Origin of the sequence: Hymenobacter sp. GOD-10R (assembly GCF_035609205.1) — a bacterium.
Classification (GTDB): domain Bacteria; phylum Bacteroidota; class Bacteroidia; order Cytophagales; family Hymenobacteraceae; genus Hymenobacter.
Genome location: NZ_CP141184.1, coordinates 6,468,813 through 6,482,312, shown reverse-complemented (window position 1 = coordinate 6,482,312; position 13,500 = coordinate 6,468,813). Strand labels below are relative to the sequence as shown.

At 57.3% G+C, this 13,500-nt stretch carries 4 protein-coding genes; all 4 read right to left on the bottom strand.

The window, feature by feature from the left end; genetic code table 11:
- Positions 1 to 171: 171 nt before the first annotated feature.
- The 4 genes from SD425_RS25560 to SD425_RS25545 are packed head-to-tail and all read right to left on the bottom strand — an operon-like array spanning position 172 to position 13,500.
- Positions 172 to 3,624, bottom strand: coding sequence for an FG-GAP-like repeat-containing protein (locus tag SD425_RS25560; RefSeq protein WP_324673678.1), 3,453 nt, complete (start codon positions 3,622 to 3,624; stop codon positions 172 to 174).
- Positions 3,625 to 3,656: 32 nt separating this feature from the next.
- Complete coding sequence (locus SD425_RS25555) at positions 3,657 to 7,067, bottom strand: FG-GAP-like repeat-containing protein (RefSeq protein WP_324673676.1); 3,411 nt, start codon at positions 7,065 to 7,067, stop codon at positions 3,657 to 3,659.
- Positions 7,068 to 7,119: 52 nt separating this feature from the next.
- The gene (locus SD425_RS25550; RefSeq protein ID WP_324673674.1) at positions 7,120 to 10,287 is read right to left on the bottom strand and encodes an FG-GAP-like repeat-containing protein; all 3,168 of its coding nucleotides are present in this window, start codon (positions 10,285 to 10,287) and stop codon (positions 7,120 to 7,122) included.
- Positions 10,288 to 10,338: 51 nt separating this feature from the next.
- Complete coding sequence (locus tag SD425_RS25545) at positions 10,339 to 13,500, bottom strand: FG-GAP-like repeat-containing protein (RefSeq protein WP_324673671.1); 3,162 nt, start codon at positions 13,498 to 13,500, stop codon at positions 10,339 to 10,341.

The window sequence follows — 13,500 nt, the reverse complement described above, 5'->3', positions numbered from 1 at the left end:
ATATAAGTGATATTAAAAGAAGTTATAGTTATATTATTTATGAATAATTATAATTCTGTTGCTTAGCCCTAGTTGGCTAAGCGGCCGAGCAGTAATCTAAAAGGCCGCACAGCTAGCGCCGAAGAAAGCTGGCTGTGCGGCCTTTGGTAAGGGAAAAGAAGCGGCTTGATGTTATTTTACGGCGAGGCGTTTGGTGATCAAGCCTTCACCGGTGCGCAGCTGAACAGTGTACAAGCCCGCTGCCAAAGTGCCGAGCGGTAGCTCCGGCGTATTCGCTGCCTCGCTCGCTCCAAACTGCCGGCTAAGAACCGTTTGCCCCAGGGCATTGAGCACATTCACCTGTACCCCTTGCTTGCTGAGCACCGTGGGAAGCTGAAGCCAGGCAGACGTATGCGCCGGGTTGGGGTACAACTCTACTTGCTCAACCAACCGGGCCGGAGCGTTGGCTAGTACCTTGGCGGAGCCAAGCGCCTGGTTCAGACGGACACTGGCGGTCGAGCCGCCGTAGTTGGCAGTAGCTAGGTCGAGGGTGCCATCGCCGTCGAGGTCGCCGAGGGCGATGCTCGTGGGCGTGTTGCCGACGGCTACTTGCTGGGTGCCGCTGAAGATGCCCGCTCCATTGTTCAGTCGTACGCTGATGCTATTAGTGAGCTCATTGGTAGCAAACAGGTCTAGGTCGCCGTCTCCATCGGCATCACCTAGCGCCAAGCTGTTGGCGCCCTGACCGACGCTTACTTGCTGGGTACCCGAGAAGGCCCCTTTGCCGTCGTTGAGGCGCACAGCCACTACGCTGCTGGTGTAGTCGTTGCGCGGGTTGGTGTAGTCGTAGTAGTTGGCCGTGAGCAGGTCCAGGTCACCGTCGCCGTCCACATCGCCCAGCACCACTTGGTGCGGATTGAAGCCAACGGATACTTCCAGATTACCTGAGAACGTACCTAGGCCATCGTTGAAGCGTACGCTGGCGGTGGTGCCGTTGGAGCTGCTGGTTACTAGGTCGAGGTCGCCGTCGCTATCTAGGTCGCCCAAGACTACATTTAGCGGTCGGCTGCCTACTACTACTTCCTGGCCCGTTGTGGCAAAATAAGGTCTCCCTTTTAGCCGCACACTCACGGTGCTCGTGGCTGTACTCGTGCCAGCGGTGTAGTTGGCTGCCACGATGTCTAACTCTCCGTCGCCGTTGAGGTCACCGAGGGCTAAGCCGTGGGGGTTCGTGCCCACGGGCACCTCCTGGTCGGCTACGTAGTAGTTGCCAAAACCTAGGCTGCGACGCACACTCACCGTGCCCGTGGCGCCGGGGTCGTGGCTGGAGTTGGCCGTGAAGATGTCCTGCAGCCCATCAAAGTTCGTATCCGCCAAGACAATTTGGTACGGTCCGCGCCCCACCGACACGTACCCAACGGTCGTGAACACACCAGCTCCGTTGTTGATGCGGACACTCGCCGAGCCCATGAGTGACGAGCTCGCAGGGTTGTCCACAACAGCAAGATCGAGGTCACCGTCACGGTCGAGGTCGCCGATAGCGACGCTCTGCGGGTTTCCTAATACTGCAGGGTCGGAGCCACCACTGAACATGCCCGTGGCGGGGGCTGTAGCCGCCGTGAACTGGAACACGTACGGCTTCCAAAATACTTGGCTGCTGTTGCTGGTAGGGTTAGCGCTCAAGGTGACGAAAACGGTCTCGCCCGGCTTATAGGTGCCACTCCGATTGGAAGAGAGCTTGTTACCACTCACGGTTGCGAGGTCGAAACCTCTAGATTGATTGCCGCTTACGCGCAAAGAAGTTAGCGTAGCGGGCGTGGAAACCAACTCCCGATCAAAGGTGAGCTCAATAGGCGACGTGCGAGGGACAGCCAGCGCATTTGCTTTCGGTGAAGTGGAAACCACCGTAGGCGTGGGACCAACCGTGAACGGCAACTCGTTGCTAGGTCCGGAAGTGGACGTAACTACCAACGGACCAGAAGTAGCGCCCACCGGCACAAACGCAATCAATTGGGTATTCAAGACGATCTGAAAGCTATCAGCAGCTATGCCGTTGAAGGTGATGCTACTGGTCGTGAGAAAGTTATTGCCCGTGATAACCACGCGGCCACCTACAGGTGCGGTGTTTGGCGAAACATTCGTGAGAACAGGGCTGGGAGGAGCCTGGTTCAGGCGCACATTTACGGCGCTGCCTGTACCGCTAGAAGCAATGAGCAAATCCAGGTCATTATCGCCGTCTACATCGCCAAACGCCACGGCTCGCGTGGAGGCAATAGGAAGCACTTGCGTGCCGCTGAAGTTGCCGTTGCCATCATTTACGCGCACCAACGTCGTAGAAAAAGAATTAGCTATAGCCATATCCAAATCACTATCCCCGTCAATATCACTTAGCTGCACTTCTGTAATAATAGCTTCGAGCGGTACTTCCTTGGATTCGTTGAAAGCACCACTGCCATTGTTCAGCCGAATGCTGACAGAATTATCAACGTAGCCGCCGTCTCTGCTACTGCGTTCATTGGCAATGACCAAGTCTAGGTCGCCGTCGCCGTCTACATCACCGAGAACCACATTGTAGGGTAGCCCCTTACTTGGGACATTCAGCGTGCCTGAGAAACGGCCCTGTCCGTCGTTGAAGCGTACGCTCACAGCGGGAAAACCGAAGCCGTCGGGAGAGGTAACTAAGTCTAGGTCTCCATCCCCATCCAAATCACCGAGTGTAATGCCATCGGCGCCCGTTAAAGTAGCCACGTCTTGCGTAATCGCGAAGGTGCCGTTGCCATCGTTCAGGCATACACTGACGAAATCGGATTGACTCGCGATAAGCAAGTCGAGGTCGCCATCAGCGTCTAGGTCCCCTAGGGCTTGTCCAATAGGATATTTCCCGGCAACACCGACCAACACTTCCGGGACGGTATTGAAATTGCCCGTTCCATCATTTCGGTGAATGCTCACTCCCTTAGTAGCCGTGATGGTAAACAGATCTAGGTCGCCATCATTATCAACATCACCTAGCTTTAGTGTATGAATGCTGAAGCCTACCGGGACATTGATGCCATTACTGAAAGTGCCCTTGCCATCATTAAGGCGCACCGCTAATGTACTAGACTCGAAAGGCCGGATAATTAAATCTAAGTCGCCGTCCGCGTCGATGTCGCCCGTAACAAGGGCGTCGGGATTAGTGAGGCTGATATTAGAACCGCCACTAAAGAGACCTGGGGCCGGAGCAGTGGCGGTTGTGAACTGAAAGACATGGGGCGCGACCGGAGCGCCACCACTGCTCTGCGCGGCGGAAGTCACAGTGGCAAACACCGTTTCGCCGGCTTTGAAGTCAGCGTTCGGGTTGAAGTTGAGCGTGTTGCTGCTAACGGAGGCGGTGCCGGCTTTCAGGCCACCGGCCTGTGCACTGAAGACCTTGAGGGCACCTAGGGTACTGGCGTTGTTGCTTAAGGGTTGACTGAAGGTCGCGGATACGTCCGTCGTGCGCGGCGCCGAACGGGCGTTGCGGGCGGGGGAGAGGTTTATAACCGATAGTTGGGCGTACGCTGCACTGGTTAGCAGGCACAACAAGCCAGCTGCGAAAGCGCGCGCCAACCTAGCCCCCCGCCTGCCACTGGCAGACGAGGAAACAGTAAAGAATAGCTTCATAGGAAAGTGGGATGGTAAGAGAGAGAAGCGGATTACTCGACCACCAAGCGCTTGGTGACGACGCCTTGGTTGGTCCTGATCTGTAAGCTATAAACCCCGGCCGCCAGCGGCGCCAAGGTTAGTTCGGGTGTGGCTTGGGCAGCTAGGGTTTGCGTCAGCACGGTTTGGCCGAGGGTGTTGACGAGTTGCACCTGCACGCGCTGCTTGGCCAGCTCGGCGGGCAGCGACAGGCGCACCGACGTATGCGCCGGGTTCGGGTACACGCTTACTTGCTGCGTAAGATGGGCCGGGGCATTTGCTAACACCATTTGGTTGAGACGCACGCTAGCCGTTGCATTTCCGTAGTTGACGGTGACAAAATCGAGTGTCCCATTGCCGTCGAGGTCACCCAGGGCGATGCCTTCCGGCTGTACGCCAACCGCTATGTTTCGCCCGAGGCTGAAGGTGCCGGTACCATCGTTCGGGCACACGCGCACGCGGTTTGTGCGGCTATTCGGGGCGAAGAGGTCGAGGTCACCGTCGCCGTCGGCATCACCTAGGGCAATGCCTGTGACCACCTGACCCACGCTCACGCGCTGCGTGCCGCTAAAGATGCCGCTGCCATCGTTGAGGCGCACATGCACCATGCTCACCGAGTCGGCAGGGTTGACGTTGAAGTTACGGCTGAGCGCGAGCAGGTCGAGGTCCCCGTCTTTGTCGACGTCGCCCAGAATGGCTGCGTAAGGCGTGCTACCTACGGTTACCTCCTGGGTGCCGCTGAAGCTACCGGTGCCGTCGTTCAAGCGCACGCTGGCCGTGTAGGTACTGGAGCTGGTGGTGACAAAGTCGAGGTCGCCGTCACCATCTACATCACCTAGGGCAATGGTTAGGGGCCGCGTCCGCACACTCACCGTTTGGCTGCTGGTGAAGGTGCCGCTGCCATCATTGAGCAATACAGTTACGATACTAGTGGTAGTGGTAATGTCATTGTAATTGGCCACCAGCAAGTCTAGGTCGCCATCGCCGTCAATATCGCCGAGGGCAATGCCGTTGGGCCTAGGCCCAGCGGTAGCCTCCTGCGAGCCACTGAAAAGGCCGTTGCCATTGTTTAAGCGCACGCTGACCGTGCCGCTGCCATTATTACCCGTGAGCAGGTCGAGGTCCCCGTCGCTATCCACGTCACCAAGCACCACCGATGCAGGAGCCTGCCCGGTAGCTACTTCTTGGGTGCCGGTGTATAGGCCACTGCCGTCGTTCAGGCGCACACTCACACGGCTGGTATTAACGCTGGCCGAAAGCAGATCTAGGTCGCCATCCCCATCTACATCACCGATAGCTACGCTCTGCGGAGTGGGACCTAAGCTCGAACTGATATTACCGCCGAACAGGCCCGAAGCGGGCGCCGTGGCCGCCGTGAGCTGGAATATGTAGGGTCGGGCTAGGTTCTGCTGTCCGTTGCTGCTTTGTGCGGCCGTCGTGATGGTGCTAAATACCGTTTCGCCGGGCTTCAACGGTGTGTTGGGCTTAAATGTCAGGCTGTTGCCGCTGATGCTAGTTGTGCTCGCTCTCCGGCCTTCCACCTGGGTACTGAACATTTTGAGGGAACCTAGGGTAGCCGCGCTATTGTTCAGGGCTTGGTCGAAGCTAACCGTAATCGGCGCGGTGCGCGGTACGGCCGGTGCGTTGCGCGCCGGCACAATCGAAGCGACTTGCAGCGAAGGCGTTACGGTGAAGAGAAACCCAGAGCTGGCGGCTGCCGTCGTCACGACCAACGGACCGGTGCTGGCTCCCACGGGCACCTTCACCGTGATTTGGGTAGGCGAGTTGACCACAAACGTAGCTTCCGGTACGCCATTAAATGTCACGCGCGTGACGCCTTGAAAGTTGGTGCCCGTAATAACCACCGTAGTGCCCACCGCTCCCGATGCAGGCGACACACTAGTGATGGTTGGCGCTATCGGCGTTTGGTTCAGACGTACGTGCACGCCGTTTTCCAAGGTCCCACCAATCAGGTCTAGGTCGCCATCGTTGTCTAGGTCGCCGATGGCTAGGTAGCGGATAGCAGTTCCGATAGGCACATCCTGCGTGCCGCTGAAGGTACCGCTGCCGTTGTTCAGGCGTACGCTCACGGTGCCCGTAGTGGCAGCCGATTCGAAGCTGTCGTTAGCCGTGAGCAGGTCTAGATCACCGTCGCCGTCCACGTCGCCGAGGGCTAGTTGCCGCGGATTGGCTGCCACGGTGATGTCTGGCGCTTCGCTAAAGGTGCCGGTGCCGTCATTTAAGCGGAGACTCACAACCTTGAGGCCTAAATCGTACTGGCTAGCAGCTGCGAGCAGGTCGAGGTCCCCGTCGCCATCCACGTCGCCTACAGCGAGTTGGGTCGGACTTTGTAGCACCGTTATACTCTGTTTGCTGGTAAAGGATCCCCGAGCATCATTCAAGTACACGCTTACGGTGTTGCCGTAGTCGGCCACAAAGAGGTCTAGGTCCCCGTCCGCGTCTACGTCGCCCAGGGTCAGCTGGCTAGGAGAGCCACTCAAAGGAGACTGTCGCGGGGTTGCGCTAAAGATGCCTAGCCCATTGTTGAGCTGTACGTTTACCGCTGGTCCTGTATTGTTTCTTGAGGATATGAGTAAGTCTTGGTCGCCATCGGCATCTACATCGCCCAGCAGTATCTCGTTATTAGAAGATCCGTTGATCGTGGGTTGCGAACTGCTCGTGAAGGTGCCATTGCCATTGTTGAGGTACGTGCGCAAGCTCACCGAGAGGTTGAGGTCCCACGTTATCAGGTCTAAGTCACCATCGGCGTCTAAGTCGCTGAGGCCCATTCTGAGGATGACATTACGCGTACCTGTTGTTACTACTGCTTGGTCGCTGCCGAACGTGCCGTTGCCATTATTCAAGCGGACGTTAATAGCGGCATCAATAAGCGTAAGCAAGTCTAGGTCGCCGTCGCCGTCTACATCACCGGTTAGTACCTGCCGTAATCCGTCAATCGCTGGCAGATCTGAGCCCCCATTGAAGATGCCGGGAGAGGGACTAGTAGCGGTAGTAAACTGAAAGAGCTGCGGAGCGACCGGCGTGGTGTTCGCGCCTTGGGCCTCAGCAGTTACCGTAGCGTAAACGGTTTCGCCCGCCTTGAAATCTTTATCGGGATTGAAGCTGAGCGTACTGCCGCTGACCGTCGTGGTGCCCGCTTTCTTGCCCCCGGTTTGCGCGCTAAATACCTTTAAGGCCTGGCGCGTGCTGGGGTTGTCTCTCAGCGGCTGGCTGAAGGTCGCGGATACGTCGGTCGTGCGCGGGGCCGAGCGAGCATTGCGCCCAGGCGAGAGGCTGGTGACTACCGGTGTTTGCGCATAGGCTGCACAGGTCAACAGCAAGAGGCCGCCTATACGGCAGGCCTGCACTAGGTTCGCTTCCGTCTTGCTGAGGGCAGGGCGGAAGAAAGTAGAAAATAGTCTCATCGTGCTGTGGTATAAGGAAGAACAGAATAATTCAGCTCCGTAAGCACCTAGGCTACTCCACCATTAAACGCTTGGTAACTAGGCCCTGATTGGTCTGAAGTTGGAGACTGTACACGCCCGCGGCGAGATGGGGCAAGGCTAGCTCCGGGGTGGCTTGCCCAGCAAGTTGTTGCTCTAGCACCACCTGACCTAGGTTCGTAAATATGCGCACCTGCAAGCGCTGCTTGGCTAGCTCGGCGGGCAGCAGCAGGCGCACCGATGTATGCGCCGGGTTCGGGTACACGCTCACCTGCTCGGTGAGTTGGGCCGGGGCGTTGGCCAGCACGCCTTTGTTCAGGCGCACGCTCACCGTGTTGCCAAAGTAGTTGGCTACGAGTAGGTCTAGCGTACCATCGGCATCTAGGTCGCCGAGGGCGACACCGTAAGGTCCGGCGCCTACGGTCACCACTTGGCCACTGACAAAGGTGCCCGTGCCATCGTTGCGGTAGACACGGGCTTCATTGGTATCATTACGGGTGAACACCACATCTAGGTCGCCGTCTCCATCTACGTCGCCCTGCGCGAAGTACACGACGGAGTTGAAGATGTTTAGTTTCTGCTTGAGGTTAAAGGTGCCCAGGCCATCGTTCAGATACACCTGAAAGACGCTGCCCGTAATGCCCGCCAGCAAATCTAGGTCACCATCAGCGTCTACATCCCCGAGTTGCACGAGCCACACGCTACTAGAGGCTATTTCCTGCCCCGTAGACGCAAATATTCCCAGTCCATTATTCAGACGCACACTTACGCCGAGCTCACTACCTACTAGTAGGTCACCATCGCCGTCCCCATCTATGTCGCCTACCGTTACTTCGAAGGGCTTTGAGCTGAATGGATAGGTGCTCAGGGCTATTTCCTGGCTGCGGCTAAAGGCGCCCGTACCATCGTTCCGAAACACCCCCACTAAGCCGTCTTGGCTAGAGGGACTCACTCGGTAGCTCGTGAGCAGGTCTAGGTCGCCGTCGCCGTCGATATCATAGAGGCTCAACTCGGCGAAAGTGTCACGGATACCAGGTGCTATTTCCTGCGTGCCCGTGAAAATGCCCTGCCCGTTATTCAAGCGCACGACCACTGCGCCATTGGCTTGGCTCGCTACGAGCAGGTCGAGGTCGCCGTCTTTGTCGATGTCACCTAGTACTAGGTTCAGCGGACCTACGCCCACGGGTACTTGCCGGCCTGGGGTAAAGGTGCCGTTGCCTGTATTCAAGCGTACGCCCACCTGATCAAATGAGTTGGTCGTTACGAAGTCTAAGTCGCCGTCGCCATCTACGTCGCCAGTAGCTAGGGGCCTAGGCCTGCCGGTGCTGTTGGGGTCTACCACCGACACATCGGGACCTGCGCTGAAGAGGCCGGGGCTTGGGCTGGTCGCGGTAGTAAACTGGAAGGTCTTCGGCAGAGTTAGGTTGGCACCACCACTGTTCTGGGCTGCCGGGGTTATGCTCGCGAATACCGTTTCGCCGGGCTTGAAGTCAGTTGTTGGGTCGAATGTTAAGGTATTGCCACTGATAGTCGTCGTGCCGGCCTTCTTACCTGTTTGCTGGCCGAACACAGCCAAGGCTTGCTGCGTGGAAGTGCCGGTGCTCAGGGCTTCGTTGAAGGTCGCCGCCACGTTGGTGGTGCGCGGAGCCGTGAGGGCGTTGCGGGCGGGCGAGGTAGAAGTCACGGCTAGCGTCCCGGTGGGCGCGAGTATGTTCAGGCGCACGCTAATTGATGGGGGAATGCCAAAAGTTGGGACTGCTACATCCAAGCTACCATCCCCGTTCACGTCGCCAAGAGCTAGGTTAAAAGGTGCGCCGCTAATAGGTACGCTTCGGCTGCTGCCAAACGTACCGGTGCCATCGTTGAGGCGTACACTTATAGCTTCTGGTCTGTAGTCGGTCGTTACAAGGTCTAGGTCGCCATCCCCATCCATATCACTCAAGGATAGTGCATTGGCGCTGCCTGAAATTATTTCTTGGTTACCCGAAAACTTGCCGTTGCCATTGTTGCGACGAATGCTCAAGGAACCATTAAGAGGAAGATAATTGGCAGTGACAAAATCTAAGTCCCCATCGCCATCTATATCGCCTACCGCTAGTTTATAGTAGCCGCTCACTGGTATCTCTTGGCTGCCGCTAAAGTTAGCCTTGCCATCGTTCAGGTGCACGCTCACGGTGCTATTCTCGTTGGAACTCAGAATATCTAGGTCGCCGTCGCCGTCCACATCCCGCGCTACTATGGAATAGGAAATGGCTGCTACAGGCACTTCTTGTGTACCACTGAAGGTGCCATTGCCATCGTTGAGGCGTACGCTTAGGGTATTAGCACTGGGTGAATTTCGATTAGCAGTAAGTATGTCGAGGTCGCCGTCGCCATCTAGGTCACCTACTGCTAAGCTGTTCGGAAAGGGACCTACTGAGGCATCCTGATTGCCGCTGAAGTTTCCCTTTCCATCGTTGAGGCGCACACTCACCGTGCTGTTGATGACAGAGTTGCGCGAATTGAGCGTCAGTATATCTAGGTCGCCATCACTATCTACGTCGGCCAAAACTACCGTATTCGGATTGGTACCTACCTGTACTTCCTTCGTACCCGTAAACTTTCCTGTGCCATCATTCAGGCGTAAAACAACGCCGCCCGGAGCAGGTGCAGCAGTGCCATAGCAAGTCAGCAAATCCAAGTCGCCATCTCCATCAATGTCCCCTAGGGTTACATCAGAATATGTATTTAATGCCGGTATCTCGGTGGTGCCACTCAAAATAGCCGTGCTGGGCGAGGTGGCGGTCGTAAACTGAAAAACATAGGGCTTGGTGGCAACGCCCGTAGTGCTTTGAGCCCCAGCCGTGACGGTACCGTACACGGTTTCACCAGGCACGAAGTCCGTAGTGGGGTCGAAGGTGATGGTATTGCCTTGGACGGTAGTAGGGCCAGCCTTTCTGCCTCCGCGCTGCTGGCTGAACACCTTCAACGCCTGCTGCGTGCTGGCATTATTGCTCAACAGCTCGCTGAAGCCTACCGTCACGTTGCGGGTGGTGGAGGCCGAGTTGGCGTTGCGGCCCGGTACGGTTAAGGTAAGAACAGGGGCTTGGGCGCTGGCGCCGCTAGCTAGCAGCAATAAGGTGCCCGCGCAGAAGATGCGGGCCGAGCTAGCTCCTGCCCAGCATCGAGTTGGGCGGGAGGAACGTGTAAAGGATAAGTTCATGGTGTCTGGGTGTAGGTTGGAACGGAATAAAGGAGAGGCGGTAATACAGTCTTATTCGACTACTAAGCGCTTGGTCACGAGGCCTTGGCTGGTTTGAAGCTGAAGGCTGTAGACGCCCGCGGCGAGCTGGGCTAATGGCAGTTCTGGTGTGGCGTGCGCGGCGAGGGTTTGGGTCAGCACCACCTGCCCCAGGGTATTGACGAGTTGCACCTGCACGCGCTGCTGGGCTAACTCGGCGGGCAGCGACAGGCGCACCGACGTATGCGCCGGATTGGGATACAACTCTACTTGCTGCGTAAGCTGGGTCGGAGCATTAGCTAGCACACCTTTATTCAGGCGCACGCTCACCGTGTTGCCAAAAAAATTGGGTACAAGCAGGTCCAGCGTACCATCGGCATCTAGGTCGCCGAGGGCGGCACTGTAAGGCGTAGCGCCCACGGCCACTCGTTGGCCACTGCTGAAAGTGCCCGTGCCATCGTTGCGGTAGATGCTGGCCTCATTACTGTCCCGATGGGGGAATACCAAATCGAGGTCCCCATCTCCGTCTACGTCGCCTTGAGTAAAGTCTATGAAGAAGCCGGAGAGGATTAGTTGCTGCTTTTGACTGAAAGCACCTAGGCCATTATTTACATAAACTTGACAGCTATTGCCCGCGCTACCCAGCAATAAGTCTAAGTCACCGTCCGCGTCCACGTCTACGAGTCGCACTAGCCACGAGCCAGCGACTATTTCCTGACCCGCGGATGCAAATACTCCTAGCCCATTGTTTAAGCGTATACTCGTACCGAGTTCACTACCAATTAGTAAGTCACCATCGCCGTCGCCATCTACGTCGCCGACAGTTACTTCGAAAGGATTTGAGCTGAAAGGGTAAGTGCTCAGCGCTATTTCCTGACTGCGGGTGAATGTGCCGGCGCCATCGTTCCGAAATACACCCACTAGCCCATCTTGGCTACTTGGATTGGTGGTGTAGCTGGTCAGCAAGTCGAGGTCACCATCGCCATCGATATCGTAGAGGCTTAAGCCAGCGGGACTAACGCGGAAACCAGGTGCTATTTTCTGCGTCTCCGTGAAGATGCCCTGTCCGTTATTTAAGCGGATGCTTACGCCGTTGGGCTGGCTAACGATGAGTAGGTCGAGGTCGCCGTCGTTATCTGCGTCACCAAGGATCATATTCAGCGGAGTTCCCTCAGCGCGTATGTACTGGCCTTCGGTAAAGGTGCTATTGCCCGTGTTCAAGCGTACGGTCACCTGACTCCCCGACTGAGCGGAAGTCACGAAGTCGAGGTCGCCGTCGCCATCTACGTCGCCCGTAATCACTTTTCTTGGGCCAGCGCCGCCGTTGGGACCCACTGTCGACACATCGGGACCGGCGCCGAAGAGGCCGGGGCTAGGGCTGGTTGCAGTGGTAAACTGAAAGACTCTGGGTAACGCTAGGTTGACACCGCCACTGTTCTGGGCTGCCGGGGTTACGCTCGCGAATACCGTTTCGCCAGGCTTGAAGTCAGCTGTCGGGTCGAATGCTAAGGTATTGCCACTGATAGTCGTCGTGCCGGCTTTCTTACCTGTTTGCTGGCCAAACACGGCCAACGCTTGCTGCGTGGAAGCGCCAGTGCTCAGGGCTTCGTTGAAGGTGGCGGCCACGTTGGTGGTGCGCGGAGCCGTGAGGGCGTTGCGGGCGGGCGAGGTAGAAGTCACGGCTAGCGTCCCGGTGGGCGCGAGCAGGTTCAAGCGCACACTGATGGTGTGAGCAAGAGTATAGGTCGCTATATCCAGGCTGCCATCTCCATTCACATCCCCCACGGTCAAGCTATAAGGCTCAAAGCCGACCGATAAGCTTCGGCTGCTGCCGAAGGTGCCGGTGCCATCGTTCAGGCGTACGCTTACCGTCCTCTGACTGTAGTCGGCCGTTACAAGGTCTAGGTCCCCATCTCCGTCCATGTCGCTCAAGGATAGAGAAACAACGCTGCCGGAAGCTATTTCCTGGGTGCCAGAAAAACTGCCTGCGCCATTGTTGCGGCGGATGCTCAGGGTGCCATTAGGGAATGATGAATAGTTGGCGGTAACAAAGTCGAGGTCGCCATCGGCATCTATATCCCCTACGGCTAGTTCGTAATAGCCGCTCACTGGTACTTCCTGGCTGCCGCTGAAGTTGGCTTTGCCGTCATTCAAGCGCACACTCACGGTTCTGTTTTCGTTAGCGCTCAGTAGGTCTAGGTCGCCATCGTTGTCTACATCCCGTGCGGTTACGAAGTACGACGTGGCGCTGACGGCTACCTCTTGGGTGCCTGAGAAGATGCCGGTGCCGTCGTTCAAGCGTACGCTCACGGTTCTAACATCAGCGGATCCACTATTAGCGGTCAGGATGTCGAGGTCACCGTCGCCATCTAAGTCACCGACGGCTAGGCTGTTGGGCAGAGAGCCTACTGCTACATCCTGGGTGCCGCTGAAGTTGCCGGCGCCATCGTTGAGACGCACACTCACCGTGCTCGTCAGGGCGTTGCGCCGATTGGCCGTGAGCAGGTCTAGGTCTCCATCATTATCCACGTCGGCGAGGGCAACCGTTCCGGGGTTGGTGCCTACAGTGACAACTTGTGTGCCCGTGAACTTGCCGGTGCCATCGTTGAGGCGCAGAAAGACGCCCCCCGGAACCGGGTCACTGGTGCCATAGCAGGCCAGCAGATCTAGGTCGCCGTCGCCATCAATATCGCCTAGCGTCACATCGGCAGCCGAGCGGTCAAGGGTGGATACTTCCGTGTTGCCGCCTAGGGTAGCTGTGCTGGGCGAGGTGGCGGTCGTAAACTGAAAAACATAGGGCTTGGTGGCAACACCCGTGGTGCTCTGCACTCCGGCAGTGATGGTACCATACACGGTTTCACCGGCCACAAAATCAGTACTAGGGTCGAGGGTGATGGTATTGCCTTGAACGGTAGTGGGGCCGGCCTTTTTGCCTCCGCGCCGTTGGCTGAACACCTTCAACGCCTGCTGCGTGCTGGCGTTGTTGCTCAACAGCTCGCTGAAGCCTACCGTCACGTTGCGCGTGGTGGAGACTGAGTTGGCATTGCGGCCCGGTACGGTTAAGGTAAGGATGGGCGCTTGAGCTTGTGCGGCACTGGCCAGCAGTAGGAGGCTGCCTACGCAGAAGGTGCGCGCTAGGCTAGCCCCTACCCGGCTTCGAACTGGGCGGGAGGAACGTGTAAAGGATAAATTCAT